This is a genomic window from Caldovatus sediminis (genome assembly GCF_014644455.1).
GTDB lineage: Bacteria > Pseudomonadota > Alphaproteobacteria > Acetobacterales > Acetobacteraceae > Caldovatus > Caldovatus sediminis.
The window spans coordinates 333,409-360,346 of sequence record NZ_BMKS01000003.1; the positions used below are offsets into that span (position 1 = coordinate 333,409).

22 protein-coding genes are annotated in these 26,938 nt (G+C 76.3%); 4 read left to right on the plus strand and 18 right to left on the minus strand.

Features of this window, described 5'->3' with window-relative positions:
- The first annotated feature begins 10 nt into the window (after positions 1 to 10).
- On the plus strand, positions 11 to 4,204 hold the full coding sequence (locus tag IEX99_RS06775) for a translocation/assembly module TamB domain-containing protein (protein WP_188899251.1): 4,194 nt from the start codon (positions 11 to 13) through the stop codon (positions 4,202 to 4,204).
- A 158-nt stretch (positions 4,205 to 4,362) separates the two neighbouring features.
- Here IEX99_RS06775 and IEX99_RS06780 read toward each other — a convergent pair whose 3' ends face one another.
- From IEX99_RS06780 to IEX99_RS06800, 5 genes are all read right to left on the minus strand, one after another.
- A complete protein-coding gene (locus tag IEX99_RS06780) occupies positions 4,363 to 5,256 on the minus strand; it encodes a YihY/virulence factor BrkB family protein (RefSeq protein WP_188899252.1) in 894 nt (297 codons plus the stop codon).
- A gap of 79 nt (positions 5,257 to 5,335) precedes the next feature.
- Complete coding sequence (locus IEX99_RS06785) at positions 5,336 to 8,539, minus strand: efflux RND transporter permease subunit (protein ID WP_188899253.1); 3,204 nt, start codon at positions 8,537 to 8,539, stop codon at positions 5,336 to 5,338.
- Positions 8,536 to 9,525, minus strand: a complete 990-nt coding sequence (locus IEX99_RS06790) for an efflux RND transporter periplasmic adaptor subunit (protein ID WP_188899254.1) — start codon at positions 9,523 to 9,525, stop codon at positions 8,536 to 8,538. Before IEX99_RS06790 ends, IEX99_RS06785 begins: the two co-directional genes overlap by 4 nt.
- A 275-nt stretch (positions 9,526 to 9,800) precedes the next feature.
- Positions 9,801 to 10,526, minus strand: a complete 726-nt coding sequence (locus IEX99_RS06795; RefSeq protein ID WP_188899255.1) for an ABC transporter substrate-binding protein — start codon at positions 10,524 to 10,526, stop codon at positions 9,801 to 9,803.
- Positions 10,527 to 10,802: 276 nt separating this feature from the next.
- Entirely contained in the window at positions 10,803 to 11,045 is a 243-nt protein-coding gene (locus tag IEX99_RS06800; RefSeq protein ID WP_188899256.1) for a hypothetical protein, read from the minus strand.
- 307 nt (positions 11,046 to 11,352) lie between these two features.
- On the opposite strand from IEX99_RS06800, the gene IEX99_RS06805 reads away from it, so the two are divergent.
- Positions 11,353 to 11,538 carry a hypothetical protein gene (locus IEX99_RS06805; RefSeq protein WP_188899257.1) on the plus strand — a complete coding sequence of 62 codons (186 nt, stop codon included), beginning with the start codon at positions 11,353 to 11,355 and terminating at the stop codon, positions 11,536 to 11,538.
- 301 nt (positions 11,539 to 11,839) lie between these two features.
- Here IEX99_RS06805 and IEX99_RS06810 read toward each other — a convergent pair whose 3' ends face one another.
- The 4 genes from IEX99_RS06810 to IEX99_RS06825 form a co-directional block, all read right to left on the minus strand.
- Positions 11,840 to 12,178, minus strand: a complete 339-nt coding sequence (locus IEX99_RS06810) for a hypothetical protein (RefSeq protein ID WP_188899258.1) — start codon at positions 12,176 to 12,178, stop codon at positions 11,840 to 11,842.
- 194 nt (positions 12,179 to 12,372) lie between these two features.
- On the minus strand, positions 12,373 to 13,368 hold the full coding sequence (locus IEX99_RS06815; protein ID WP_188899259.1) for a DUF2891 domain-containing protein: 996 nt from the start codon (positions 13,366 to 13,368) through the stop codon (positions 12,373 to 12,375).
- A gap of 65 nt (positions 13,369 to 13,433) precedes the next feature.
- Entirely contained in the window at positions 13,434 to 15,098 is a 1,665-nt protein-coding gene (locus tag IEX99_RS06820) for a thiamine pyrophosphate-binding protein (protein WP_188899260.1), read from the minus strand.
- A 2-nt stretch (positions 15,099 to 15,100) separates the two neighbouring features.
- On the minus strand, positions 15,101 to 15,715 hold the full coding sequence (locus IEX99_RS06825) for an SRPBCC family protein (RefSeq protein WP_188899261.1): 615 nt from the start codon (positions 15,713 to 15,715) through the stop codon (positions 15,101 to 15,103).
- A 176-nt stretch (positions 15,716 to 15,891) separates the two neighbouring features.
- Here IEX99_RS06825 and IEX99_RS06830 point away from each other — a divergent pair, with 176 nt between their 5' ends.
- The gene (locus IEX99_RS06830; RefSeq protein ID WP_229677850.1) at positions 15,892 to 16,986 is read left to right on the plus strand and encodes a Kelch repeat-containing protein; all 1,095 of its coding nucleotides are present in this window, start codon (positions 15,892 to 15,894) and stop codon (positions 16,984 to 16,986) included.
- 44 nt (positions 16,987 to 17,030) lie between these two features.
- Here the strand turns inward: IEX99_RS06830 and IEX99_RS06835 are convergent, their stop codons facing one another.
- The 3 genes from IEX99_RS06835 to IEX99_RS06845 form a co-directional block, all read right to left on the minus strand.
- On the minus strand, positions 17,031 to 18,128 hold the full coding sequence (locus IEX99_RS06835) for an LLM class flavin-dependent oxidoreductase (RefSeq protein WP_188899263.1): 1,098 nt from the start codon (positions 18,126 to 18,128) through the stop codon (positions 17,031 to 17,033).
- Between the two features lie 250 nt (positions 18,129 to 18,378).
- A complete protein-coding gene (locus IEX99_RS06840) occupies positions 18,379 to 19,119 on the minus strand; it encodes a YdcF family protein (protein WP_188899264.1) in 741 nt (246 codons plus the stop codon).
- A 101-nt stretch (positions 19,120 to 19,220) separates the two neighbouring features.
- Complete coding sequence (locus IEX99_RS06845) at positions 19,221 to 19,742, minus strand: DUF2244 domain-containing protein (RefSeq protein WP_188899265.1); 522 nt, start codon at positions 19,740 to 19,742, stop codon at positions 19,221 to 19,223.
- A 296-nt stretch (positions 19,743 to 20,038) separates the two neighbouring features.
- Between IEX99_RS06845 and nth the strand changes: the two genes are divergently transcribed.
- Positions 20,039 to 20,686, plus strand: a complete 648-nt coding sequence (gene nth / locus IEX99_RS06850; protein WP_188899266.1) for an endonuclease III — start codon at positions 20,039 to 20,041, stop codon at positions 20,684 to 20,686.
- A gap of 84 nt (positions 20,687 to 20,770) precedes the next feature.
- On the opposite strand, the gene IEX99_RS06855 is transcribed toward nth, so the two are convergent.
- The 6 genes from IEX99_RS06855 to IEX99_RS06880 all read right to left on the minus strand — a co-directional run bounded on the left by IEX99_RS06855 (position 20,771) and on the right by IEX99_RS06880 (position 26,868).
- Positions 20,771 to 21,628, minus strand: coding sequence for a lipid-binding SYLF domain-containing protein (locus IEX99_RS06855; RefSeq protein ID WP_188899267.1), 858 nt, complete (start codon positions 21,626 to 21,628; stop codon positions 20,771 to 20,773).
- A gap of 116 nt (positions 21,629 to 21,744) precedes the next feature.
- Positions 21,745 to 22,404, minus strand: a complete 660-nt coding sequence (locus IEX99_RS06860) for a histidine phosphatase family protein (RefSeq protein ID WP_229677851.1) — start codon at positions 22,402 to 22,404, stop codon at positions 21,745 to 21,747.
- 428 nt (positions 22,405 to 22,832) lie between these two features.
- Positions 22,833 to 23,654, minus strand: coding sequence for an ABC transporter permease (locus IEX99_RS06865; RefSeq protein WP_188899268.1), 822 nt, complete (start codon positions 23,652 to 23,654; stop codon positions 22,833 to 22,835).
- 4 nt (positions 23,655 to 23,658) lie between these two features.
- Positions 23,659 to 24,420 (minus strand): ABC transporter ATP-binding protein, encoded by a 762-nt coding sequence (locus IEX99_RS06870; protein WP_188899269.1) that lies wholly within the window; start codon positions 24,418 to 24,420, stop codon positions 23,659 to 23,661.
- A gap of 67 nt (positions 24,421 to 24,487) precedes the next feature.
- Entirely contained in the window at positions 24,488 to 25,768 is a 1,281-nt protein-coding gene (locus IEX99_RS06875) for a hypothetical protein (RefSeq protein ID WP_188899270.1), read from the minus strand.
- Entirely contained in the window at positions 25,765 to 26,868 is a 1,104-nt protein-coding gene (locus tag IEX99_RS06880; RefSeq protein WP_188899271.1) for a hypothetical protein, read from the minus strand. Before IEX99_RS06880 ends, IEX99_RS06875 begins: the two co-directional genes overlap by 4 nt.
- Positions 26,869 to 26,938: the final 70 nt, after the last annotated feature.

A 26,938-nucleotide genomic window follows, 5' to 3' on the forward strand; every position in this document is an offset into this window, starting at 1 on the left:
CGGAGGAGCGATGCGCCGGATCGGCAGGAACCTGCGGCGGGCCGGCCTGCTCGTGCTGGTCGCGCTGGCTGCCGCCTCCGCCTTGGCGCAGACGGAGCAGACGCGCGAGCCGTTCTGGGCGGGAGCGCTGCGCCTCGCCGCGCGTCAGGTGCCGGGGCTTGGAATCGAGGGGCTGGGCGGCAGCCTCACGCGGCCGGAGGCCGCCCGGGTGACGCTGTCCGACGCCCACGGCGTCTGGCTGACGCTGGAGCGGGTCCGCCTCGTCCTGGACCGCGCCGCGGTGCTGCGCGGCCACCTCCACCTCGAGGCCCTGACGGCGGAGCGCGGCATCCTGGCGCGCCTGCCGGCGACGCCGCCGCCCGACCCGACGGCGCCGCCCGCCCCGAACGCCGGGCCGCTCCTCCGCATCCCGGACCTCCCCATCGGCGTGCGGGTGGATGGCCTCGCCGCGGCGCGGCTGGAGCTGGGCGAGGCGGTGCTCGGCGCCCCGGCCGTCCTGGCGCTCGAAGGCCGGGTCGCGCTGGTCGGCGGCGCGCTCGACGCGGCGTTCGCGGCGCACCGGCTCGACCAGGCCGGCGAGTTCGCGCTGCGCCTCGCCCTCGACCTGCGCGCGGACCGGCTGGAGGCGGCGCTCCGGCTGCACGAGCCGCCGGGAGGCCTGGCGCCGCGCGCGCTCGGCCTGCCGGATCAGCCGGCGGAGATCGCGCTCTCGCTCGATGGCCCGGCCGGTGCCGGGGCGCGGCTCGACCTCCGCGCCGCGCTGGGTGCCGAGGTCTCGCTCGCCGCGACGGGCACGGTGCGCCTGCAGGCCGACGGCGCGCTGGGCGCGACCATCGAGGGGGAGGTCGCGGCCGCGCCCCTGCTGCCGCCCGCGCTGGCGCCGCTGCTCGCCGGCCCCTCCCCCACCCGCTTCGCGCTCGACGGCGATCTGTCCGCCGCGCGGGAGCTGGCCTTGCGGCGGCTCGCCCTGGACGCCGCCGCCGGCCAGGCAGAGGCGGCCGGGACGGTGGACCTCGTCGCCGGGACAGCCACCTTGCGCCTCGGCGTCACCGTGGCTGGCGCGGCGCCCTTCGCCGCTCTGCTGGCGCCGCTCGACCTCGCCTGGCGCGGCGCACGGGGCGAGGCCCGGCTGGAGGGCCCGCTCGCCGCCCCACAGATCGAGCTCGATCTCGCCCTGGAGGGCTTCGCCGCGCCCGGCATCCCCGGCCTGGGCGAGGCGCTCGGGCCGGCGCCGCGCCTGCGTCTCGCGGCGACGCTGCCGGAGGTGCTGCACCGGCTCGAGGTCCTCGGCGACCATGCGCGGATCGAGGGATCGGGCCGCATCGCCGCACCGCTCGACCTGCGCGTCGTGTTCGCCCTGGCAGGGTCGGAGCCCTTCGACGCGCTGCTGCCGATCGCGCTCTCCTGGCGCGCGGTCCGGGCCGAGGCCCGGGTCACGGGCGGGATCGGGCAGCCGGAGGTGATGCTGGAGGCCGCGGCGGAGGGGTTCGACAGCGCGGCAGCCCCGCTCGCGGCCCTGCTGGGGCCGGCGCCGCGCCTGCGCCTGGCCGCCGCGCTGCCCGAGACGGTGCGGGAACTGCGGCTGGACGGCGCGCAGGCCGCTTTCGAGGCGGACGGCCGGGTCGGCGACAGGCTCGACCTGCGCTTCGCGCTGGCGCTGCCGGACCTCGCCGCCCTGCAGCCGGAGGTCGCCGGCGCGCTCCGCGTCGCCGGCACCGCAACCGGCCCGCTGGCCGATCCGCGCCTGGGTTTCGAGGCGCGTGCCGAGGATCCGCTCCTGATCTCCGGGCAGCGGCTGGAGGCGCCGCGGCTGGAGGCGGTGGTCGAGAACCCGGCCACCGCCCTGCGCCTCCGCGCCGCGCTCGACGGCCGGCTCGCCGGCCTGCCGCTGCGCATCGCCCTGCGCGGCGGGGCAGCGCCCGATGCCCGGTTCCGGCTGGACGAGGCGGAGGCGCGGCTCGGCCCCGGCCAGGCGCGGGCGGCCGGCGCCTTCGATCCCGCCTCCGGCCTGTTCGACGGCACGGTGCGGGCGGAGGCGACGGACCTCACGCCCTTCGCGGAATTGATCGGCGATCCCTCGCTCGCCGGGCGCCTGCGGCTGGAGGCGCGCCTCGCGCCCCGGCGCGTGGAGCGCAGGGAACGGCCGCTGCAGGGCTTCGATACGCGGCTGGAGGCGCAGGCGCTGCGCGTCGCCGGTGTCGCCGCCGGGGGCCGGCTGGTGGCGGAGGGCACGCCCGAATCGATGGGGCTCGCGCTGCAGGGGCTTGCCGCGGGGATCGGGCTTGCCGCGCAGGGCCGGCTGGATGCCCTGCCCGATCAGGATGCGCGTCGCCTCGACCTCGCCTCGCTCGAGATCCGTCACGCCGGCCAGACGCTGCGCCTAGCGGCGCGGCCGGCGCGGGTGGTGCTGCGCGGCGACGGCGGGGTCGTGCTGGCGACGCCCCTGGCGCTCGTGGGGCCGCGCGGCGCCCGCATCCGCGCGTCGGGGGCCTGGGGGCCCGACCGGGCCGACCTGCGCGCCACCCTCACCGCGGTGCCGGCCGGCCTCGCCGCTGCATTGGCCACCGGCGAGGAGCAGCCGGTGGTCGGCACGCTCTCGGGCGAGCTGCGGGCGAGCGGGGCGGTCGCGCAGCCGGAGGTCGCCGCCAGCCTGCGCGTCGCCGGGCTGCGCGCGGACACGCCCTGGGGGCGGACCCTGCCCGCCGCGGAGATCCGCGCCCGGGCCACGCTCGGCCCCGACGGCGCGGCGCGCCTCGCCGCCGAGGCACGCGCCGGCGCGGCGCGCCTCTCGGCGACGGCAGGCCTGCCGCAGGGCTTCGGGGCCGATGCGCCACTCGCCGCGACGCTGCAGGGGAACGCGGAACTGGGCGAGCTGCTGGCGCCGCTGCTCGCGCCCGGCGCCGACCGGGCGACGGGGCGGCTCGCCGCCGAGCTGAGGGCCGAGGGGACGCTCGGCGTGCCCCGGCTCTCGGGGCGGGCGACGCTGGCGGGCGGCGAGTACCGCAATCTGCTCTACGGCGTGCGGGTCTCGAACCTCGACGGTTCGCTGCGCGCGGACGGCACGCGGCTGGTGCTGGAGCGCCTGCAGGGCACGACGCCCGGCGGCGGCCGCATCGCCGCGTCCGGCACGCTCGACCTGGGCGAGCCCGGCCTGCCCGTGGAGGCGCGGGTCAGCGCGCGCAACGCCCGTCCGCTCGCCTCGGACCGCTACGACGTGCTGCTCGACGCCGAGCTCGGCCTCGCCGGCGCCCTCGCCGAGGCGGCGCGGCTCGCCGGCACGGTGCGGATCGAGCGGGCGGAGATCCGCCTGCCCGAAGCGCTGCCGGCCCGCATCCGCACGCTTGACGTGCAGGAGCGCGGCGGCCCGCCGCCCGGGACGGTGCGGGCGCAACAGGCGGCGCGCGCCGCCGTGCCGGAGGCGGCCGCGACCGCCCCGCCACCGATCGCGCTTGCGCTCGTCCTCGAGGCGCCACGCGCCGTCTTCGTGCGCGGGCGCGGCCTCGACGCCGAGCTGGGCGGCCGGCTCGGGATCGGCGGCACGCTCGCCGACCCGCAGGTGGAGGGCGAATTGCGGCTCCAGCGCGGGACCTTCCTGATGCTCACCCGGAGCCTCGCCTTCGAGCGCGGCGCCCTGCGCTTCGTCCCGGGCGTGCTGGCGCCGGAGCTCGACTTCCTCGCCAGCGCCCGCGTCAGGGGCGACACGCTCCGGGTGGCGATCGAGGGAACGGCGGAGGCGCCGCAGGTGACCTTCTCCTCCACTCCCGAGCTGCCCGAGGAGGAGGTGGCGGCACGGCTGCTGTTCGGCCGCCCCGCGGGCGGCCTCTCGCCCTTCGAGCTGGTGCGGCTCGCCGACGCGCTGGCGGGCGCGACGGGGATCGGTCCCGCCGAGGGCGCGGCGGGCGGCGTCCTGGAACGGCTGCGGCGCGGCCTCGGCCTCGACCGCCTGGCGGTCGGCGCGGAGCCCGAGATCGGGCGGCGGGAGACCGGACCGGCGGCACCGACCCTGGAGGCCGGGCGCTACGTGGCCGAAGGCGTGTATCTCGGCCTCCGCCAGGGCACCGACGCGAGCGCCGCGCCGCGCGTGGCCGTGGAGATCGAGCTCCGTCCCCGTCTGAAGCTGGAGGCCGAGACCGGTGGCGGCGCGGGCGGCAGCGGTCCGGACAGCGGCAGCCGCGTGGGTCTCTCCTACGAGTTCGAGTACTGATACGAGTTCGGGTACTGACGGGCCGCGCGGCGCGCCGGCACCGATCCCCGGCGGCGGGCTGCCGGCCCTCGCCGCCGGCGTGGCCGCTCCAGGGCGAGGGAACCGGCATTCGGCGCGGCGGCGAGGGGGGGCCTTGCCGCTCCCCGAAGCCGCCGGCCCTACCCGTGCCGGCCCTCGCCGGACGACGCCTCGGGCGCGACCGCCCCGAGCCCGACCCAGGCGCGGGTGAACTCCGCGCCGAGCAGGAAGATCTGGGCCGAGTAGTAGACCCAGAGCAGCACCACAAGGAGCGCGCCTGCCGCGCCATAGCTCGCGGCAAGGCCGCTGCCGCCGATGTACCAGCCGATCAGCGACTTGCCGACGGTGAAGAGGAGCGCGGTGCCGACCGCGCCGACGGCGACGTCGCGCCAGCGCAGCCGACGGTCCGGGAGGACCTTGTAGATCGCGGCGAACAGCACCGCGGTCAGGGCGAAGCCGAACAGGAAGCTCAGCGTCCCGAGCAGCGCCCCCATCTCCGGGTGACGTCCGCCCGCCCAGGCCTCGAGCGCGGCCAGCGCGGCGCTGACGAGGAGCGAGACGAGCAGCAGGAATCCGGTCGCCGCCACCAGGCCGACGCTGAGCAGCCGGACCCGGACCAGGTGGGCGACGGTGACCGCCCGCGGCGCCGCCTGCCAGATGACGTTGAGGGCGGACTGGATCTCCGCGAACACGCCGCTGGCGGTGAGCAGCAGCACGCCGACGCTGACGATCGCGGGGATCCCCCCGCCGCCCGCCATGGCCTGCTCACCCGCGCCCGCGCCGACGCCGCGGACGACCGCCTCGACCGCCAGCGCCCCCTCGCGGCCGACCAGGGCGCGAAGCTGCGCCCCGACGGCGGCGCGGACCGCCTCCTCGCCGAAGCCGAGGCCGGCGATCGCGATGGCGACGACCAGAAGGGGGGCGAGCGAGAACATGGTGTAGCAGGCGATCGCCGCGCCGCGGGTCATCGCCTCGTGCTCGATGTAGCCGCTGACGGTGTCCCCGATCAGCCGCCATGCCGTGCGCAGCGGCATGCGCCCGTCCGTTTCCCTCGGTTGGCCCGCAGGGAGAACCGGGGAGGAGCCGGTGCGGTTGCGCGCCCGCGCGGCGCGGTCACGCCGGGTCGCGGAACAGCCGGTAGAGCGCCGGGATCACCAGCACGGTCAGCGCCGTCGAGGACAGGAGGCCGAAGATCAGCGACACCGCGAGGCCCTGGAAGATCGGGTCGGCGAAGATGAAGGCGGCGCCGATCATCGCCGCCGCCGCGGTCAGCACGATCGGCTTGAACCGCACCGCCCCGGCCTCCAGCGCCACCTCGCGCACGCTGCGGCCGGCGCGGTCGGCGTGGCGGACGAAGTCCACCAGCAGGATCGAATTGCGCACGATGATGCCGGCGAGCGCGATGAAGCCGATCATCGAGGGCGCGGTGAAGGGCGCGCCGGTCAGCGCGTGCCCGAGCACCACCCCGATCAGCGTGAGCGGCACCGGCACCAGCACCACCAGCGGCGCGAGAAAGCTGCGGAACTGCGCCACCACCAGCACGTAGATGCCGAGCAGCGCGACGGCGAAGGCCGCGCCCATGTCGCGGAAGGTGATGCGCGTGACCTCCCACTCGCCCTCCCACAGCAGGGAGAGCCGGCTCTCGTCCTCCGGCTGGCCGGCGAGGCGGATCTCCGGCACCGGGGCACCGCGGGCGGCACGCTCGGCGAGGGCGTCGCGCACGGCGAACATGCCGTAGATCGGCGCCTCGTAGGCGCCGGCGAGCTCGGCCATCACCATCTCGGCGGCCCGGCCGTTGCGGCGGAACACGGGCGGGGAGGCGCGCTCCTCGACGACCTGGACGAGGTCGCCGAGCTCCACCGCGCCGCGCCGGCCCGGCACCGGCGTCGCGAGCAGCCGCTCCGACAGGCGGAGTTCCGGCTTCGGCAGGCGCACGACGATCTCGACCGGGTTCCGCCCGGGGCCGCGGTGCGAGTAGCCGACCGGAACGCCGCCCACCAGGGCGCGCAGCGTGTCGTACACCGCAGCCTCCTCGACGCCGTGGAACTCGAGCTCGTCGGCGAGCAGGCGGAAGCGCAGGCGCCGCCCCGGATCGCCGATCGTGTCGTCGACGTCCACGATGAAGGGCACGGCGCGGAAGGCGTCGCGCACCGTCGCGGCTCCGGCGCGGCGCGCCTCGGCGTCCGGGCCGTAGATCTCGGCGAGCAGGGTGGCGAGGACCGGCGGGCCGGGCGGCACCTCCACCACCCGCAGGCGCGCGCCCTCGGGCAGCGGCAGGTCGGAGAGCAGGGTCCGCACCGCGAGCGCGATGTCGTGGCTCGCCCGCGCGCGCTCCCCGCGCGGGGCGAGGGCGAGCTCGAGGTCGCCGAGCCGCGGCTCCTGCCGCAGGAAGTAGTGGCGCACCAGGCCGTTGAAGTTGAAGGGCGCGGCGGTGCCGGCGTTCACCGTGACGGCGCGCAGCTCCGGCAGGGCGCGCAGGCGATCCGCGGCGGCGAGCAGCGCGCGCTCCGTGTCCTCCAGGCTGGCGCCGGCCGGCAGGTCGAGCACCACGGCCAACTCCGACTTGTTGTCGAAGGGCAGCAGCTTCACCGTCACGTCGCGCGTCGCGAACAGCGCGAGCGAGCCGAGGGTCGCGAGGCCGGTCGCCAGCAGGAAGGCCCAGGCGCGCCAGCGCCGCTCGATCAGCGGCCGCGCGATGCGGAGGTAGAGGGCGCCCGGCCGCCCGGGCGCGTGGTGGCCGCCCTCCCCGCCCGCCCCCTCCCCCGCGGCCGGGCCGATGGCGCGCAGCCCCGCCATCAGCCACGGCGTCAGCACCATCGCCGCGAAGTAGGAGAACAGCATGGCCGCCGAGGCCACCGCCGGGATCGGCGCCATGTAGGGGCCCATCATGCCGCTGACGAACATCATCGGCAGCAGCGCGACGATGACGGTGAGGGTCGCGACGATGGTCGGGTTGCCCACCTCCGCCACCGCGTCCACCGCCGCCTGGACGCGGCCGCGCCCGTCGTTCATCCGCCAGTGGCGGTCGATGTTCTCGACCACGACGATGGCGTCGTCCACGAGGATCCCGATGGCGAAGATCAGCGCGAAGAGCGAGACGCGGTTCAGCGTGTAGCCGAGCAGCCAGGCGCCGAAGAGGGTGAGCAGGATGGTCACCGGGATCACCACCGCGACCACCACCGCCTCCCGCCAGCCGATGGCGAGCAGGACCAGCGCCACGATCGAGACGGTGGCGAGACCGAGATGGAACAGCAGCTCGTCGGACTTCTCCTGCGCGGTCTCGCCGTAGTCGCGGGTGATGTCGGCGGCGATGCCGGCCGGGATCACGCCGCCGTGCAGGCGCGCCACCGCGCCGCGCACCGCGTGCGTGACCTCGACCGCGTTGGCGCCGGCGCGCTTGGCGACGGCGACCGAGACGGCGGGGGCGCGCACCCATTCGCCCTCCATGCCGCGGGTCAGCCGCCAGGACCGCGCCTCCACCGGGCGCGCGTCCGGCACCACCTCGGCGACGTCGGAGAGGTAGACCGGGCGGCCGTCCCGCGCCCTGAGCAGCAGCAGGCCCGCGTCCGGCACGCCGCGGAGGGTCTGGCCGGCATGCGCGGGAAGCGTCTCGCCCCGGTCGCGCAGCGCGCCGAGATGGAAGGAGCGGTTGGCGCCGGCGAGCTTGTCCACGAGCTGGTTCAGCGTGATGCCGTGCAGCGCCAGCCGCTCCGGATCCGGCTCGACGCGGATCTGCGGCGGGCGGCCGCCGACGATGTAGGTCAGCCCGACCTCGGGGATCTTCACCAGCTCCGACAGCAGCCGGTCCGCCACCTCGTGCAGCGCGGCGTCGGTCCAGCGGATGTCGGCCGGATCCTCCGGCCGCAGCGTCACCACCGCCACGGCGACGTCGTTGATGCCGCGCCCGACGATCAGCGGCTCGGGGATGCCGAGCGGGATGCGGTCCATGTTGGCGCGCACCTTCTCGTGCACGCGCAGGATCGCCTCGTCCGCGGAGGTGCCGACCAGGAAGCGCGCGGTGACGACGGCGCGGTCGTCGTAGGTGTTGCTGTAGACGTGCTCGACGCCGGGGATGCCGATGACGATCGCCTCCAGCGGCCGGGTCACCAGCTCCACCGCGTCGGCGGCGGAGAGGCCGTCGGCGCGCACGTGGATGTCCACCATCGGCACGCTGATCTGCGGCTCCTCCTCCCGCGGCAGGCCGACGAGGGCGAGCAGCCCGAGCGCGATCGCCGCGAACAGCAGCAGCGGCGTCAGCGGCGAGCGGATGAAGGCGCGCGCCAGCGCGCCGGAGAGGCCGAGCCGCGGCGCGGTCACGGCCGCACCAGCACGTCGCCGGCGCGCAGGCCGGACAGGATCTCGACGCCGGGCACGCCTTCCTCGAACTCCCGCGCGGGGCCTCGCTGGACCGGCACGAGCGCGCCGGAGGCGAGGCGCACCAGGTCCACGCCGGCGCCGCGGACCACGAATTCCTCCGGCACCACGATGGCGGGGCGCCGGTCGGCGGCGATGGTCACGCGCACCCGCTCGCCGACGAAGAAGTCGCCGAGGCCCTCGACCTCGGCGTCGGCCACCACCTGGCCGTCCTGCAATTCGGGGTAGACGAGGCGGATCTCGCCGCGGCCGAGCGCGGCCTCCGGCCGCTCGGCGAGGCCCCGCGCGCCGACCTCCACCGGGTCGCCGGGTCGGAGGAAGCGGGCGTGGCGCTCGGGCAGGCGCAGGCGCAGCACGTAGCGGTCGGTGGCGATGGCGGCGACCGTCTCGCCGGGCAGGATCACGGCGCCGGCGACGCCGCGCACGCGCAGCACGCGCCCGGCCTGGGGGGCGAGCACCTCGCCCTCGCGCCGCTGCGCCTCGATCACGGCGCGTTCCGCCCGCGTGGCGGCGGCCTGGGCCTCGACGACGTCGAGGGCGGTCTGCGCCTCGTCGAGCCGGGCCTGGGTGGCGGCGCCAGTGGCGCGGAGCTGGCGGGTGCGCTCCAGCTCCAGCACCGCCTGGCGGCGCTGGGCGGCGAGCGCGTCGAGCCGCGCGTCGATCGCCGCGACCTGCAGCGCAAGCTTCGGGTCCTCGACCTCGGCGATGACCTGGCCGGCCTCGACGGCATCGCCCTCGCGCACGGCGACGCGGCGCAGCGTGCCGCCGATGCGGGCACGGGCCTCGGCCTCGCGCACGCTCTCGACCGTGGCGAAGACGGCCTTGCGGTCCTCGACGAGGCGGGGCCGCACGACGAGGCGGTCCTGCGCGGGGACCGCCGCTGGCGCGAGGAGAAAGACCGCGAGCACGGCGTGGAGGAGATGGCGCATCCGAAGCCTCCGTCGCGGCAGCGGGAGTCGGCATGGAGGGTCCGCCGGCCCTGGCCGGGCCGCGCTGCCGTGGGGAATGGCGGGCCGCGCGCCCGCCTCGCGGCCGCTCCTATCCACGCGAGCCGGGCGCGGCCTTGACCCAGCGCAACACGATCCGCCGGGACCGGCGCCGGCAGGACCGGCCGTGGCATCGCATGGCGAGCGGGCGGCGCGGCGCCGGGCGCCTCGCTTGCGCCGGCGGATCCATGCTTCCGGCCGTCGGCGACCGTCCCGCCCTATGCCGCCGGCGCCACGGACAGGCCGCGCACCCCGTGGCGCTCGATCAGGCGCGCGACCAGGCCCGAAGCCTTCGCCTCCTCGACGAAGCCGCGCAGGAACGCCGCGCCGGCCTCGTTGGCGCGGGCCGTGCCGATCGCCTGCTGGACGGCGGTGAACTTCCCGTCGAGGAGGCGCGAACCGGGCAGCTTTCCGGCGTCGGAAAGCAGACGCGGGCGCAGCCCGGCGAGGACCTCGAGCCCCTCGCCGACGAACCGCTCGAAGGCGGCATCGAGGCTCTCGGTCCGCACCAGCGTCGCGTGGCGGATGTTGCGCTCGAGCCAGAGGTCATAGGCCGAGCGGGCGGTGACGGCGATCCGCACCCCGAGGCGGTCCACCTCGGCGATCGAGCCGATCGGCGAGCCGGCGGGCACGAGATAGGTCGCCTCGATCTCGCAATAGGCGGCGGTGAAGGCGATCCTCTCCGCGCGCTGCGGCTCGGCGCCGATCAGGCCGATGTCCCAGGCGCCCGTGCCGACGGCATCGGCGAGCTCGCCGGGCCGCGGATAGGGCACGTAGCGCACCGGCACGCCGAGCCGCTCGGCGACCGCGCGCGCCATGTCCGGCGCCACGCCCTCGGGGTCGCCGGCGGCGCTGCGGCCGGTCACCAGCAGGAAGTTGCCCAGGTTGATGCCGGCGCGCAGGACCCCGGTCGGGGCGAGCTGGGCAAGGACGTCAGGGGACATGGCGTCGGGTTCCGTCGCGTCGTGGCCGGGCGGCGCGGGGCGCGGCCGGACCACCGCCGGCCGATGGCCGTCCGGCCGGCAACGCCTGGGCGTCCTGAGGTCACGCCGCGGCTGCCGCACCGCGCACGGTCCGGAGCGGGGCATTAGATCCCGGCCGCCTGGCGCCGGCAAGCCGCGATGGCGGCGCGGAGCGTCCCGCCGCTCCGCGCGGCATGGCGATCCACGCGCCCCCGGCGGCGACGAGGTCAAGGGTCGCGCCTTGCGCCCGACAGCGCATCACCGGTCGAGCAACCGCGGCCCGGCGAGCGGGGTCAGCGCGAGCAACACCGCGCTCGTCGCCCCGTGCGCGCGCTCGGCATGGGCGCGCACCGCCGTTGCCGCGTCGAGCCAATGGTCGTGGGTGACGGGGAACGGCCGGGCGAGCGGATAGGAGAGATCGAGCGTGCCGATCCCGCCCATCGTCTCGTCCCGGCCATACGCGAAGCTCGCGATCCACCACCGGCTCTGCGCCCTCGACACGCCCTTCCCGCTCCCCCGTCCACCGTGGTCGGCACGCCGCACTCGCGCCACAAAACGCGCATGATGGCAAGGGACGGCCGGCGATGCAGCAACGGATCGGAATGGGTCGTTCCCGCCTGAGCCTCGAACTGCGGCCCGCTGCGGAGATGCCGGGGCAGGCCGCGGCAAGGGCGCGCGCGGAGCGCCGCCGGCGGGCCGATCCGCTGCGGGCGAGGATTCACTCCCAGGATTGTGTATTCATTCCTTCGTCATTCCGAGATCTCATTTCGCCACGCGGCAGCCCTCCCCGGCCGCGCGGAGGTGGCCGATGGATCTCAGGAAGCGAACCCTGAGCAGCCTCGAAGCCTGGGTCGATCCCCGCCAGAGCGAACTCGAGGGGACTGATCCGGTGCTGCGCCTGATGTTGTTCGGCGAGCGGATCCTCCCCTGGGCGGTGGGCGCCGCCCTGGTCACGCTCGCCGTCGTGCTCTGCGCCGTGGCGCTCAGGGTCTGAGCGGAACCGCGGCGCCGGCCTGCCGGGCGTCACGCCAGGCCCGCCGCGGATTGCGTAGACCCTGATGCCGAGCCGCGGTTACGGGACCACGGGATAAGGCGGCGAAGAGGAGCAGGCCTCCGCGGTGCGGCCGCAGCAGGCGGTGCCTGTCGATCCGTGGCGGCTTGTCCGGCCCGGCAAGGCGCGCGATCCGCCACGGCAGCGGATCGTTCCGCGACGAGGCACCAGCGGCGGTGCCGGGCTGCCGCCGATCTCGGGGGGCGGCCGCTGCGATGATGCCGCGGACGGGGCGGGGGCGCGATCATCGCGCGCCCGCGCCGGGGGGCGGACCGCCCTCCTCCGCCCGTTCGAGGATCTCCCGCGTCCGCGTGACGCGGTCGCCCCAGACGCAATCGAACTCGGCGACCAGCGTCTGCAGCGCCGGCGACGCGGCGGCCGCCTCGGCCTCGGCGGCGTCGGCGAACTCGTAGAAGGCGAAGTGGACCGTCGGGTCGGTCCGGCTCCAGCACCGCCAGGCGTGCCGCGCCTCGAAGGCGGCCGCCGCTTCGGGCAGGTGCTCGGTCTCGTACCAGCGGTCGAAGCGCGGCCGGTCGGCCGCCTCGGAGAGCACCGCCCGGACCATCAGATAGGCTGCCGCCATCACAAGCCTCCCCTCTCCGGCAGTGCCCCGCGACCCGCCGCGACGGCGCGGCCGCGAGGGGCGATCGCCGGCCGCAGCCTACCGAGGCGCCGCGGCAGCGGACAGGAGACGGCGCCATCACGATCATGACGGCCCCACGCGTTCCTCCCCGGCGGCCCCCGGCATGCAAGCCGACCCTTCCCGCCAGGCGCCCCCTATGCCTCGAGCGCCAGGACGGCGTAGGTGGCCAGCCAGTGCTCCCCCACGTAGTCGCCGGCGAGGTGCGGCAGGCCGGCGGCGAGATGGAGCGCTGCGGCCGCTTCCGCCCGCGTCCGGCGCGGATCGCCCTCGGCCCAGCTCCCGGCCAGGGCACGCCAGCACCAGGCGCGGCTCAGGTTCAGGCCGTCGAGATGGACGATCCGCCCGTCGGTCCGGTCGCTCACCGTCGCCGGCCGGAACAGCGCCGCCGGCTCCCCCTGACCGAGACGAGGGAGGAAGCGGTCGAGCCAGGGCACGAACTCCTCGGCCGGGAGCAGGCGCCGCATGCACTCCGCCTCGACGAGGGCGGGGGAAAGGAAGTCCTCGCCGCCGGGCTCCCAGGCCTGGCAGTCGGAGTCGTTGCCGTACCAGGCCACCGCCTTGTCGCGGAGCAGCGACGACAGCCCTTCATCCCGCGCCGCAGCCGCGTATTCCGCAACGAGCGCCAGGGCGAAGGCGGTGCTGGAATGCGTGCCGGTGCGGACCGGATAGGTCGCGGCGGGGAGGAACTCGCGAAAGCGCCGGGCGATCGCCCGCGCCAGCGGCGCGAGCGACGCCGCCCAGGATCGGTCCTCCTGGCGGGCCAGCTCGGCCGCCAGCATCAGCAGCCAGGCCCAGCCATAGGGCCGCTCGAAGGCGCGCGCGGTCGGGCGTTCGAGGTAGGCGCACTCGGCCGCCACCTTCTCGTCGGTGAACTGCGCGCCGAACCACGCGCGCGTCGCCGCGGCCGCCGGCATCCCGGGGAAGCGGCGCAGCAGGCGGGCGAGCATCCAGTGGGCGTGCACGCTGGAATGCCAGTCGAAGCTGCCGAAGAAGACCGGGTGCAGCGCGCGCGGGCCGCGGAGGTCCTCCGGGCCCGCGAGCACATGGTCGGGCTTGTTCGGATACTCGCGATCCACGTGCCGGAGCGCGATGCGGGCGAACCGGTCGGCGAGGTCCTCGGTCAGCCGCACGCCGCGCGGCCCTCGGGATGGCGCGCGGCGGCGACCGGCGGCGCCGCCATCGTGCCGCGCCCCGGTCACGCCTCGCCGTAATGGATGCGGCGGTAGGCGCGCGAGACGATGCGGTCGTCGGTGTGCACGTCCCAGAGGCTCGCGGTGTTCGCCGACTGGTGTTCGCGGAACAGCGCCTCGAAGCGGCCAGGCTGGGTGACGGTCGCGCCGCGCAGCCCGAAGCCGGTAGCGACGGCGGCGAGGTCGCCGCGGCCGTGAATCGCCTCCTTCTCGTCCACGCCGTTCGCGCGGAACTTGTGGAATTCCGCGCCGTAGCCGCCGTCGTTCATGATCGCGATCGCCATGCGGATGCCGTGGCGGCGGATCGTCTCGAGTTCCTGGCAGTGCATCAGCAGGCTGCCGTCGCCCTCGATCAGCAGCACCTTGCCGTCGCCGCGCGCCACGGCGACGCCGATCGCGCCGGCGAGGCCGGAACCGATCGCGCCGAAATCCACGAACACGTTGTATTTGTCCGCCGGGCGGCCGCGCATGTGGGTCATGGCGATGCTGAAGTAGTGGCCGCCGCCCACCACGATGTCCCAGTCCTTCGGGATCACCCGGTCGAGCTCGAGGATCGCCTTGCGCGGGTCCACGGTGCCGGGCTGCGGCGTGTACTCCTTGCGGTCCGGGACGTCGGCCGCGATCTGCTCCGCCATGCCGGGGGTGCGGAAGCCCTGGCGCGTGATGCCGCGCTTGTCGAGGCGCTCGACGATCGCCTCCGCCGCGGCGCGGGCATCGGCGCGCACGTGCAGGTCGGCGGTGCGCAGCCCCTGCCACAGCCCGCGCGGGTTCATGTCGATCTGCACCACCTGCGCGCCGGGGTAGAGGTAGCCGCTCTCGGTGGTGTAGTGGCCGAGGCCCGCGCCGACCCCGATCACCAAGTCCGCCTCGGCGAAGCGCTCGCGCGCGAAGTCGCTGGCGAAGGCGCCGGCGATGTCGAGCGCGTAGGGATTGCCCTCGAACAGCCCCTTGCCGAGCAGCGTGGTGGCGAGCAGCGCGCCGCAGCGCTCGGCCAGCGCCTCGAGCGCCTCGCGCGCGCCGGAGCGCACGGCGCCGCGGCCGCCGATGATGATCGGCCGCTCGGCCGCGGCGATCATGTCGGCCACCCGCTCGACCAGCGCCGGGTCGGGGAGCGGGCGCTGCGCGACCGGCACCAGGTCGGACGACGGCGTGTAGTCGCGCAGGTGCGGCCACGGCTGCTTCTGCAGGTCCATCGGCACGCTGAGGACCACGGGGCGGCGCTCGACCTGCGCGATCTGGAACGCCTCGCGCACGTTGTCGAGCAGGCGGTCGATGTGGCGCACCGGCACGTAGGCGGCGCCGGTGCCGAGCGCGAGCGGCGCCATGTCTATCTGCTGCAGGTACCAGGCGGCGGCGATCGGCGAGTCGCCGGCGAACACCACCATGGGCGTGTTCGCGCGCGCGGCCGCGGCCAGCCCGGTCATGATCTGGGTGAAGCCGGGGCCGCAGGTGGTGGAGGCGACGCCGACCTTGCCGGTCGCGCGCGCGTAGCCGTCCGCCATGGCGACGGCGCAGTGCTCGTGCCGCGCGTGGATGACCTGCACGCCGGGCAGGGTCGCCATCGTCGCCGACCAGTACATGTTGGCGTCACCCATCAGGGTGAACAGCTTCTCCACGCCCTCGGCGGCGAAGGCGTGGGCCAGCATGTCGGAGACCTGGAACTTCGCCATCGTCACGTCCTTCCCTTGCCGAACAGGCTGCGCAGCCAAGACAGGAATGCCCGCCACAGCAGGCGCGCCGCGCTGAGTTCCGCGGCCGCAGGCGCGCGCGGCGGGGCCTGCGGCGGCGCGGCCGGTTCCCTCCCGGCGCCCTCGGCCGCGGCGGGCGCGGGCCCCGCGCCGCGGCGCTCCGCCACGACCTTGGCCATGTTGCCCGAGAACTCGGCGAGCAGCGCGCGCGCCACGTGGACGCCGCCGGCGTTGGCGAAGGTCTCGAGCGGGCCCGTGACGGTGAAGCTGCCGTCGATGTCGAGCACCGTCGTCGGCCCGCCGCTCGCGGTGATCACGCCCGAGGCGAGGGCGCGCGAGGCGCCGCGCTGGTCGATGCCGCGCCCCTCGATGGTGCAGCGCCTCGCGCCGTGGTCGAAGTCCAGCGTCGCCTCGCCGCGGAACACCGCGACGGTGGGCCCGAACTTGACGCGGATCGAGCCGCGCCACAGGCCGTCGCCTTGATCCGGCGCGAGCTGGGCGCCGGGGATGCAGGAGGCGACGGTTGCGGGATCGCTCAGTAGGGGCCAGACCTCGTCCAGCGGCGCCGGAATCTCGGTCCGTTCACTGATGGAGACCATTCTGTGCGGAGTTTCGTGCCGGGATGCCGTGGGCGGAAGGGGTCGGAGCGCGAGCATAGGCGAAGCCCGGCATGGCGGGAAGGTTGCGGGCGACGGCGGCTTCCATCGCCGCCACGCCGCGCCGTACTATCCGGCGAGCGGTCGCCGGAGCGGCGGAGGGAAGGATGCGACGCAGGATGTTTCTCGGGGCCACCCTGGCCGCGTTCGGCGGGGCCGGTGCGGCGCGCGGCCAGCAGCCCCACCACGGGCTGCCGATCCCGCAGGAGCAGATGGCGCCGCTCCGCGGGCAGGGCCCGGTGACGCTGACGCCCGCGCAGTACGCGCAGCGGGCGGTGGACAGCCCGGCGCCGGCCGGGCCGCCGGGACGCTGGGTCTCGCGCGCGCCGCTGCCGATCCCCCGCACCGAGATGGCCTGGGCGGCGGCGTGGAACAACCGCCTGCACGTCATCGGCGGCTACGCGGAGGGGCGCGTCGACAACTCCTACCACCACGTCTACGACCCGGAGACCGACCGTTGGTCCGAGGCGGCGCGCCTGCCGCTCGGCGCCAACCACGTCGCCGTGGTCGCGCACGAGGGCCGCATCTACGCCTTCGGCGGCTTCACGAACCAGAACCGCGCCGCCCACGACCAGGCCTTCGCCTACGACGTGGCGGCCGACCGCTGGGAGCGCCTGCGGCCCATGCCGCGGCCGCGCGGCGCCGGGGCGCTGGCGGTGGTGGACGGCAGGATCCACCACATCGGCGGCGCCTCGAACCCGGAGGCCGAGCGCGCCTCGGTCGGCTGGCACGAGGTGTACGACCCGCGGACGGACAGCTACGAGACGCGCAAGGCCCTGCCCGGCGCGCGCGACCACGCGGGCGTCGCGGTGCACGAGGGCCGCATCCACATCGTCGGCGGCCGCTTCAACACCTTCGAGTACAACACGCCGCTGCACCACGTGTACCTGCCGGACCGCGACACCTGGGAGGCGCGCGCCCCGATGCCGACGCCCCGTTCCGGCCACGGCCTCGTCCTCTACCGCGGCCGGCTCTTCGCCATGGGCGGCGAGACCGGCCGGTTCGAGAACCGGACGCTGACGGGCCAGGTGCACGGCCAGATGGAGTCCTACGATCCCGCCTCCGACAGCTGGCTGCATCACGCGCCGATGCCGACGCCGCGCCACGGCATGGGCGCCGTCGTGCTCGGCGACTGGATCCACGTCGCCGGCGGCGGGCCGGTGGTCGGCGGCGCCATCAAGACCTCGGTGCACGAGGCCTTCAGCCTGGGCTGACGCCGCCGCGCGACGGGCGCCGCCGTGCCGCCCGCGACGGGACGCTACGCCGCCGCCGCCTGCCCCGCCCTGGCCGGGCCCCAAGACTTGAGGACCGGCAGCACCTCCCTGGCGAAGAGCCTGAGGCCGCGCTCCGCGACCTCGTAGGGCGTGCCGCCGAAGCGGAAGGCGACGTTGAGCTCGAAGTCGCCGAGGATCTTCCGTCGCTCCTCGAGGCCGCGCAGGATCCTGTCGGGCGTGCCCCAGCTCGCGGCCTGCATGAAGCCGGCGATCGCGCCCTCCAGGCCGCCCTTCCGGGCGATCTCGGCCTTCTGCTGGTAGGCGTCGTAGCCCTTCACCGTCCTGAAGTGCTCGCCGAGGAACTCGTAGTGGTGGAAGTTGCTCTCGACGAACTTGCCCTGGTACCTGCGCGCCTCCTCCTCGGTCTCGGCGAGGTCGGTGCCGCACACGCAGAACTCGGTCAGCATGATGTGCGGCGGCTCGGTGCCGTGGTACATGCGGTGCAGCTCCCGCCCCCGCTCGATCGCCGGCAGCCGCATCTCCCACGGGCGGTCGGCGAACATCACCATGTGGGCGCCGAGCCTGGCGGCGGAGTTGACCGAATCCTCGCTCGACGCCACGGCGTAGATGCGTCCCTCGAAGGAGTGCTGGGGCCGGGGGCGGATCTCGGTGCGCGGCTGCTTGTAGAACTTGCCGTTGCCCTCGATGAAGCCGGTGCGCAGCGCGTCGAGGATCATCGGCGCCGCCTCGTCGAAGCGCTCGCGCGATTCGTCCATGCTGACCCGGAAGGCCGCGAACTCGCGCCGCGCGAGCCCCCGCCCGATGCCGAAGCGGAAGCGGCCCTTGCTCAGCAGGTCGAGCACCGCGGCGTTCTCGGCGACGCGGAGCGGATCGTGCCAGGGCAGGATGACGGCCGCGGTGCCCACGTCGATGCCGGGGCAGAGCGCCGTCATGTGGGCCATGAGGTGCATGTTGTCGGGCACGAAGGAGTAGTCGTTGAAGTGGTGCTCCGCCGACCAGAGGCAGTCGAAGCCGGAGTCGGCGGCGATGCGGGCCAGCCGGATCTCCTCCTCCCAGACGCGGCCGTCGGGGCAGTCCTCCCAGCCGTAGCTGGTGAACAACATCATCATGCCGACATCCACGGCGTCTCTCCCTGTCCGCTTGCGTTCGGCCGGCCGCGCGCGGCCGGCGCGGGACCGGGCACGCAGCAGGACCGGATCGCCGGGCGGCGCGCCTACGGCGATCCTCGCCATCCGGGTCCGGCACGCTATCGCCCGCCGTCCCGGGCTTCAACCGCGGACTCCGCGCGGCCCGCCGGCGGCCGGCCCGGCAGGGGTGGGACCCTCGCCTCGGCCGCGCGGTCCGCATTCGCGGCGCGGCGGCGCCGCGGCACTACCCGATCCGCGCCAGCATGCCCCGATGGTTGACCAGCCGCGCGAAGCCGCGCCCGACCAGGTACCAGTGCACGAGGAACGCCTCGGCCGCGATCCGCGCGAGAACCCCGGGCGCGGCGCGGAACCTCTCCTCCGCCGCGCAGGGCGCGACGGCGAGGCCGAGGCCGCGCGCCATCATCGCCGCGCGCGCGAGGTGGTATCGGCTGGTGACCAGCAGGTCGGGGGCGGCGGCCCGGCCCGCACCCCAGTCGGCGCGGAAGTTGCGCAGGTTCTCGAGCGTATGGCGCGAGCGCGCCTCGACGCCGATGCGCGCCGCGTCGAGGCCGGCGGCCAGCAGGTAGCGCCGCCCCGCCTCCGCCTCCGTCGGCGCGCCCGCCCGCGTGGCGCCGCCGAGCAGCACGACGGTCAGCGCGGGCTCGCGCCGGGCCAGCGCCGCGGCGCGGTCCAGCCGCGCGCGGAAGGCGGCGCAGGGCATGCCGTCGCGCGGCAGCCGCAGGCCGAGCACGATGGCGCGCCGCGGCGCCGCCGCGCGCGGCGTCTCAGCCGTGGCGGAACGGGCGACCCGCAGCACGTGCCAGTAGGCGGCGAACAGGCTGGTCCCCGCCGCGAGCAGCGCCACGAGGCAGGCGATCAGTAGCGTGGCCAGCCCGTCGCCGCCGAGGAAGGGCGGCTCGCCCGCGCCGCCGCCGGGACGGGGCGCCGCTCGGCCCGCCGGCGCCGCCGCATTCCCGCCCTCCATGCGTTCTCCCCGCCTCCGCGCCTCGCGGGCCGATCCTGGGGCGCGGGCCGCGGCGCCGCAAGCGGACGCGCGGGGCGCCCGGCGGAGCGGCGGTCGGCCGGTCAGTCGCGGAGCTGGGGATTGTCGAAGCGCGGTTCCCGGTAGCGTCGCAGCGCCGCCGCGAGGGCGGCGGCCAGCTCGCGCCGCTCGGCGTCGCCGAGGCAGCGCCCGATCTCGACCGAGGGCCCGCGCGGCGCGGTCAGCCGCAGCTCGCAGGCGGTGCCGGCCCGCTCGCGCAGCGACACGCGCGACCAGTAGGGATCGAGCGCGGCCTCCTCGCGCCGGCCACGCCCGTCATGGCGCGTCACCGTCAGGCGTCCCGCGGCGAGCTGAACGATCTCGATCTGCCGCGCGCTGCGGCGATGATGGCGCGCGAGGAGCCCGAGCACCAGGCCGAGCTCCGCCCCCATGAAGCCCATCACCGGCCACGCGCCGAGCCAGGCGAACATCGCCGCCGTCGCCGCGACCGGCAGGGCGAGCAGCAGCGCGACCATCCGCGCCGACGCGCGGTCCAGGCTGCGCGCCGGCGTGATGACCGCCTCGAACAGGACGGGCTCGGCCCGAGGGGGCGGGGGGACTGACATCGCCAGCGGAGATGGGTTAGGGCTTGGCGTCTCGCCACCCGCCATCCTGCCACCCAGCACGGCCGATGTCCCCTCCCCGCCCTGCCGCAGGCCGACGCCCCCGGCCCGCCACCCGCCGGCGGCGCGCCGGAGCGGCGACGGCCGCCGCCCCGCCGCCCGCGGACGGCGCCCTACCGGCCATGCCCGCCACGGCCGGGGAGGCGCCACGCGCGGCCTCGCCCGGCGGGGCCCATGCCCGCGCCGCGGCGGGAGCGGTCGCGCGCCGCCGCCTAGCCGCGCTCCGCCCTGCCCCGCCAATGTCCCAGGCCCAGGCGACGGCCTTCATCCGCGCCCTCGCCGCCGCCAACCCGTCGCCGCGAACCGAGCTCGAGTACCGCGACCCCTTCACGCTGCTGGTCGCCGTGGTCCTCTCCGCGCAGACCACCGACGCGGCGGTCAACCGCGCGACCCCCGCGCTGTTCGCCGCCGCCCCCACGCCGGCGGCGATGGCGGCGCTCGGCGAGGACGGGATCGCCCCCTACATCCGCAGCATCGGGCTCTGGCAGGCCAAGGCGCGGAACGTCGCCGCACTCTCGCGCCTGCTGGTGGAGCGCCACGGCGGCGAGGTCCCGCGCGACCGCGAGGCGCTGGAAGCGCTGCCGGGCGTCGGGCGCAAGACCGCCAACGTCGTGCTCAACGTCGCCTTCGGCGAGAGCACCATGGCGGTGGACACGCACATCTTCCGACTCGGCAACCGCACCGGCCTCGCCCCCGGCCGGACCCCGCGCGAGGTCGAGGACATGTTGGTCCGACGCTGCCCCCCAGAGCTGTTGCGCGACGCGCACCACTGGCTGATCCTCCATGGGCGGCACGTCTGCAAGGCGCGGATGCCCGAGTGCTGGCGCTGCGTGGCGCGGGCGCACTGCAACCATCCCGACAAGGCGCCGCTGCCGCCGGGCCGCTGACCGGGCGGTCGGGCGCCCGGCCTCCGCGGCAGCGTCGGCCCGGGGTCGGCCCGGGCCGGCGGACACCGCGCCGCGTTCCCGCCCTCAGCGCACCGCGCCGCCGGGCGGCGGCGGGAGGCTTTCGCGCTCCACGGTGCCGGGCATCGCAGGGCCGCCGCTGCCCACCATGCCGCCATGGGGTGGCGGGGCCCCGGGGAACTGGCCGCCGCCCATCGCGCCGGACGGCGGCGCCATGCCCATCGGCGCCTGCGCCCCGCCGAAGCGCAGCAGCACGCCGCGCAGCGGGTCCGAGCCCGGGTTGTGCACGGCCATCTCGACCACGATCTGGCGCGGCGAGACGTCCCGCCCGTAATAGGCGCGGTTCCATGCGCTGCGCTGGGTCAGGATCGAGCCTTCCAGCGTCAGCCCCGCATACAGGCCGCGCGCCCGCGCGAAGGTCACGATGTCCGCGCCGACCGCCGCCGTCGTCCCGCCTTCGATGCCTGCGCCGATGTGGGCGATCGCGACCGAGGCGTCGGCGCTGATCTTGAACTGGCTGTCGAGCAGCGCATTCAGGCCCCGCTCGGTGAGGATGATCATCATCACCTGCGCGTCCTGCACGCCGATCTGCAGCCCGAAGCTGCCCGAGGCGATCCCGTAGAAGGCCGGCGAGGACCAGGAGCCGGCGCCGTCGCGCGCGAGCAGCACGCAATCCCCGCCCTCCCCGCCGAAGATGAATCCGGCGCGGAACACGCGCGGGCAGACCATCACCGCGCGGGCGCGGCGGAGGAAATTCGCCGCCTCGGTCGGCCGGTCCGCCTGCATGATCTCCTGCACCGCGAGGGTGGCGCGGTCCACCAGCGCCTGCTGCTCGGCCTGGGCGCGCGCGGCGGCCGGGATGGCGAGCAGGAGGGTCGCGAGCGCGGCGACGCGCAGGCCCGCCAGGATCACCAGACGGCGCATGAAGCTTTCCCCCCAAGCCCTTGATCAACTATCATTATACGAATCCGATCGCGACGAATGCAAGACCGGGTTCGGCCATCGGCCGGCGACGCGCGCAGGGGGGCGGCGGCGGCACATCAGGTCGTGCCCCCGTCGCGCCCCTCCGCCGGCATGGTCCAGGGCTCCTCGTTCACCGCGGCGACGCGCCAGTCGGTGCCGTGCTTCTCCAGCCGCGTCAGCGACAGGTTGCGGATCGAGAAGTGCAGCGCCTGGTGCGGCGTCAGCCCGATCGCGTGCGCGAGCGCGGCGCGGATCGAGCCGCCATGCGCGATCACCACCACGTCCTCGCCCTCGAGCAGATGCGAGATGCGCTCGAGCGCCCCGCCGACCCGGGCGAGCACGTCGCGGAAGCTCTCCCCCCCGGGCGGCCGTTCCTCGCCCGCATGGGGCCAGAACGGGTGGGGCGGCAGGGTGAGCAGCGCCGGCAGCGCGTCGTGCGGGATTCCCTGCCACTCGCCGAGATGCTGCTCGGCGAAGTCCGGTTCCTCCTCGAGCGGCTGCTCCGGGTAGCCGGCGGCGAAGATCGCGGCCGCGGTGGCGCGGGTGCGCGAGAGGTGGGTGACGAACCAGCGCGCCGGCTGCGGCAGCCGCGCCGCGAGCCAGCGGTAGAGCGCCGCCTCCTGCCGCAGCGCGAGGTCGCAGAGCGCGACGTCCATCGCCCCGTACAGCACCGCGCGCGCGGAGGGCTCCACGAGCGCGTGGCGGACGAGGAAGAAGCGGGTGATGGCGGGGGGCACGTCCGCCTTCTATTCGGTTCCGGGGCGGCGTGGGAGGGCCGGCCCGCTCGGTCGCGGCCGGCGTGCCGCCGCGCCGGGCGCCATTGGCGAGCGCGACCGGCTCGAGCGCGCAGACCGAGAACAGACCGCAGACGGCTGGAAACAGCCGGAAGCGTGGACCTGCTGGCGGACCACGAGCTGGAGCCGTGCAGCGGGCACGGCCGAGCGAAAACGGCTCCAAGCCGCGGCCGGAACGGAGCCGTTCGGCCCGGTACCCCTGGCGGGCGGAGGCCGGCGCAAACTCCGCCTGACCTTCGCAGGGAGCCGCAGCCGCGGAAGGCGCCGGCGCAGCGCGCGAAGAAGGGGAAATCCGGGTTCCGGAAGCGGCGCGGCGCGCGGGCCGGGGGATCCGCCCCCGCCCGGCGCGGAGGTGGGCGCCGGACCCGGCCCTACTCCCCCATGGTGAGCAGGGCGCCGCGCACCCGCGCCCGCCGGAACTGCCACAGGAACACCCACGCCATCGCCGCGAGCCAGGCCAGGTCGAGCGCGAAGGCGGCGGCGAGGTGCTCCCAGGCGATCCGCGCCCCCTCCCCGCTCGCCGCGCGCAGGCCCTCGAAGACGTGGGCCGCGGGAAGCGCCCAGGCGACCGGCCGCAGCCACTCGGGCAGCGTGGCCACCGGATAGAACACGGCGCAGAACGGCGTCAGGCCGAACACCACCGACCAGGCCAGCGCCTCCGCCCCCGCGCCGTGGCGCAGGATCAGCGCCGTGACGCCGAGCGCCACCGCCCAGCCCATCACCATCAGCGCCGCCCAGAACGCCACCACCACCGGCCCCGCCGCGAACAGCCCGTAGCCGTAGAGCCACCAGGCGAGCCCGACCGCCGGCAGCACGCCGACCAGCGTGCGCGCGACCGAGAGCGCCATCAGCCCGGCCAGAAGCTCGCGCGGCCGCAGCGGCGAGACGAAGATGTGACCGAGGTTGCGGCTCCAGATCTCCTCCATGAAGGAGAGGGTGAAGCCCATCTGGCTGCGCAGCGTCACTTCCCACAGCAGCGCGCCGCCGAGCAGCAGCCCGGCCACGACCGCCCCGGCGCCCCCCGCGTCGCCGGCCGCATGCACGCCGGCGAGGTAGGACGAGACGAAGCCCCAGACCAGCATCTCCAGCGTCGGCCAGTACATCAGCTCGAGCAGCCGCGGCCAGGAGCGCCGGAACAGCGCCAGGTGCCGGTAGGCGAGGCCCCAGATCCGCCGCGCCGCGCCGCCCGTCACGAGCTCACTCCGCCGCCGCCCGCGCCCGCCGCCGGTCGCGGGCGATGTCGAGGAACACCTCTTCCAGGTCGTCGCGGCCGTATCGCGAGAGCAGCGCCGCCGGGCTGCCCTGGTCCACGATGCGGCCCTGCTTGAGCATCAGCACGTGCCCGCACAGCCGCTCCACCTCGCCCATGTTGTGGCTGGCGAGGAGGATGGCGGCGCCGCTTTCCGCCCGGTAGCGCTCGAGCCAGCCGCGCACCCAGTCGCCGGTGTCCGGGTCGAGGCTCGCGGTCGGCTCGTCGAGCAGCAGCAGCTCGGGACGGTTGATCAGCGCCTTGGCCAGCGCGACGCGCGTCTTCTGCCCGGCCGAGAGCGCGCCCGCCGGCCGGTGCAGGAGGTCGCCGAGCTGGAGCTGATCGGCGAGCTCGGCGATGCGCCGCTCCGCGCGCGGCACGGTGTAGAGGTGGGCATAGACGCGCAGGTTCTCGATCACGCTCAGGCGCTGCGGCAGCGCCACGTAGGGGGAGGAGAAGTTCATCCGCGCCAGCGCCGCGAAGCGCTCCTCGCCCGCCATGTCGTGGCCGAGCGCGCGCACGCGCCCCGCGCTCGGCACCAGGATGCCGAGCAGCATGGCGATGGTCGTCGTCTTGCCGGCGCCGTTGCCCCCGAGCAGGCCCCAGGTCGCGCCACGCGGCATGGCGAAGGAGAGGCCGTCCACGGCCGGCGCGGTCGCGCCCTCGTAACGCTTGGTGAGGTGTTCGACCAGCAGGGCGGGCCCGTCCATGGCGGAGGGATAGGCCCCGCCCGCCGGCCCGCCAAGCCGCGCGCGGCGATGCCGGCACGCTGCGGCGCTACCGCCCGATCCGGCGGCGCTCGATCAGCCGGCCCTGGAACAGCGTGATGCCCATTTCCCATCCCCAGGCGACGGTCGAGGGACGCTCGACCCCGGCCAGCACCGCCCGTCCGGGCTCGATGGGCGGGGCCGCGCCCGGCCGCAGCACCGCCGCGGCGCGCCCGGCCGCCGGCGGTGCCGACCCGGCGGCGAGGCGCAGCAGGTCGAACCGGGCGCGCGGCGGCGGCAGCAGCGCGGCGAGGGCGAGGTCGGGCAGGTCGAGGACCACCCGGTGCCCGCGCAGGCGCAGGAAATCCCGCGCGAAGGCATAGCCGGGGGGGTCGCGCAGCGCGTCCTCGGCGGGGAGCGCGACGGCCAGGCCGCCCCCCGCCCGCAGGTCCGAGGGGAACAGCGCGTCGAAGCGGAGGAACGCCTCCGCGGTGACGCTCTCGAGGGCGAGCGGCAGCAGCAGCGGTCGCCGCAGGTCGCGCAGCTCCTCCGGCCGCGCCAGCTCCGTCAGGAGCCGCCGGTCGAGCGCCCGGCGCAGCCGGTGCGCGAGGCGCGGCGCGGCGGCGAGATCGGTCCGCGGCAGGAGCGCCGCACCGACCTCGGGCAGCGAGACCCGGCGTTCCTCCCAGAGCGGCTCCGGCGCGGCGCCGGGGTCCGGAGCGAGCCGGCAGATCGTCTGGCGGCGGAGGAAGGGGGCGAGGTCCACCATGGCCAGGGCGCGCTCCGCCGCGGCCAGGGTGGCGCTATCGAGCGGCCGCCGCGCCGCCGGCACCGTGGCGGCCGCGCGGAGAGCGGCGTCCGCCGCGCCCGGCGCGGCCGCGGAGAGGCCGAGCCCCTCCTCGACGGCGGCGAGGACCGCCGCCGCCTCCTCCGGCAGCCGGTGCAGGCGGAGCAGTGGCGCCCCCGGCGCCGGTTCGTCCGGCCCCGGTGCCTCGTCGAGCATGGTGCGCAGCACGTGATGGGCGGTCTCGAGTTGCGGCGCATGGAGCGCGCCGAGCGCCACCACATCGCCGTTCGGAAGGTCGCAGACACGGATGCGCGGATGCCGGCGCAGCGGCGCCAGCGCCTCGCGCAGCAGCCGGTCGCGAGGCGCGTGGCGGCCGCGGCGCAGCGCGGAGAGGCGGAGCAGAAGCGCCTGACGCGCGACCCCCGCGGCGACGGCCCCGCGCACCAGCGCGACCAGCTCGACCGCTTCCAGCCGAGGCGGTGGGAGGACGGCGGAGACGACCCGGGGGCCGTCGTCGAACGGCTGCGCGGGGCTCTCCGGATCGGCGCCGGCGGCGAGCGTCACGCCGGGGGATCTCCCCCGGGCGGCAGCGGCGTCGCGGCGAGCAGCCGGAGATCGGCGCAGCCCGCGCGGCCTGCCGCGTCGGTAGCGGAGGCCCGTGCGGCGCAGTCGGCCAGGACGCAGGCGGCGGCGTGGCGGCAGGCCAGGCGGCGCGCGGCGGCGAGCATCCGCCCGACCCACGGCCCGCCGAAGCGCTCGATGCCCTGGGCGGCGCCCCAATCCAGCGCCTCGGTTCCGTCGCAGCCGAGCAGCAGCAGCCGTGCGGGGTCGAGGCGGCGCAGCGCGGCCGCCGCGGCGCGGTCCTCGGCCAGGCGCGGCGACCAGCGCAGGGCGAGCCGGTCCGCAGCGGCGAGGACCCCGGCGTCCGGCGCGATCAGGCCGAGCGTCTCGGCGTCGAGGCCATCGAGCGCGATCGCCAGCGGGCCGGCCGCGGGCAGTCCCGCCCGCTCCGCGATGGCCGCCAGCGGCAGCATCAGCACGATGCCGCCGGGCGGACCGCCGCCGAGCCCGCTGCCGCCGGGACGCGCCGCCGCCTCCCTGGCGGCGTCCGGAGGCAGCGCGAGGAACAGCGGCGCCGCCGACTCGGCGCCGCCGAGCAGGGCCCGCCGTTCCGCCGGGTCGGCGACTGCGGAGACGAGCCGCAGCGCCAGCCTCTCCTCCGCATGGCCGAGGAGATCGGCATCCTCGGCGGCGTCGGGGCCGAGCGCAGCCGCCAGCGCCTCCGTCTCGACGCCAAGGCGGAGCCCGGCGAGCGCCGGCGGCTCCCCCGGCCGCAGCCGCAGCAACGTCTCCCGCCGCAGAACGCGGGAGAGGGGCAGCGCGGCGATCCGGCCGTCGAGTCCGGCGAGCGCGCGCCGCTGCGGCTCCGGGTCCGGCCGGGGCGCGCGGAACACGAGGTCCGGACCATCGGGCTCCCGCCGGATCTCGGTCAGTCCCGGCGCCACCGCGGGGCCGAACAGGCGCTCGAGCAGCGCGGCGACGCGCCGGGCCTCGCCCTCGGGCACGCCGAGCAGTGCCGGATCGCCGCCCGCGGCGTCCTCCTCCGCCAGCCGTGCCGCCCCGCCGAGGCGGCGCGCCTCCGCGGCCAGGAGCGCGCGCGCCACGCGGCGATGCGCCGCCCGCACCGCTCCCGCCGGTGCCGCGGACAGGTTCAGCGCGACCCCCGTCGTCTCC

What these genes read in the sequence shown, in the direction of transcription:
- IEX99_RS06775 (WP_188899251.1), top strand. Translation starts at nt 11, where the DNA reads ATGCGCCGGATCGGCAGGAACCTGCGGCGGGCCGGCCTGCTCGTGCTG.
- IEX99_RS06780 (WP_188899252.1), bottom strand. Translation starts at nt 5,256, where the DNA reads ATGCCGCTGCGCACGGCATGGCGGCTGATCGGGGACACCGTCAGCGGC.
- IEX99_RS06790 (WP_188899254.1), bottom strand. Translation starts at nt 9,525, where the DNA reads ATGCGCCATCTCCTCCACGCCGTGCTCGCGGTCTTTCTCCTCGCGCCA.
- IEX99_RS06795 (WP_188899255.1), bottom strand. Translation starts at nt 10,526, where the DNA reads ATGTCCCCTGACGTCCTTGCCCAGCTCGCCCCGACCGGGGTCCTGCGC.
- IEX99_RS06805 (WP_188899257.1), top strand. Translation starts at nt 11,353, where the DNA reads ATGGATCTCAGGAAGCGAACCCTGAGCAGCCTCGAAGCCTGGGTCGAT.
- IEX99_RS06810 (WP_188899258.1), bottom strand. Translation starts at nt 12,178, where the DNA reads ATGGCGGCAGCCTATCTGATGGTCCGGGCGGTGCTCTCCGAGGCGGCC.
- IEX99_RS06820 (WP_188899260.1), bottom strand. Translation starts at nt 15,098, where the DNA reads ATGGCGAAGTTCCAGGTCTCCGACATGCTGGCCCACGCCTTCGCCGCC.
- IEX99_RS06825 (WP_188899261.1), bottom strand. Translation starts at nt 15,715, where the DNA reads ATGGTCTCCATCAGTGAACGGACCGAGATTCCGGCGCCGCTGGACGAG.
- IEX99_RS06830 (WP_229677850.1), top strand. Translation starts at nt 15,892, where the DNA reads ATGTTTCTCGGGGCCACCCTGGCCGCGTTCGGCGGGGCCGGTGCGGCG.
- IEX99_RS06840 (WP_188899264.1), bottom strand. Translation starts at nt 19,119, where the DNA reads ATGGAGGGCGGGAATGCGGCGGCGCCGGCGGGCCGAGCGGCGCCCCGT.
- IEX99_RS06845 (WP_188899265.1), bottom strand. Translation starts at nt 19,742, where the DNA reads ATGTCAGTCCCCCCGCCCCCTCGGGCCGAGCCCGTCCTGTTCGAGGCG.
- nth (WP_188899266.1), top strand. Translation starts at nt 20,039, where the DNA reads ATGTCCCAGGCCCAGGCGACGGCCTTCATCCGCGCCCTCGCCGCCGCC.
- IEX99_RS06855 (WP_188899267.1), bottom strand. Translation starts at nt 21,628, where the DNA reads ATGCGCCGTCTGGTGATCCTGGCGGGCCTGCGCGTCGCCGCGCTCGCG.
- IEX99_RS06870 (WP_188899269.1), bottom strand. Translation starts at nt 24,420, where the DNA reads ATGGACGGGCCCGCCCTGCTGGTCGAACACCTCACCAAGCGTTACGAG.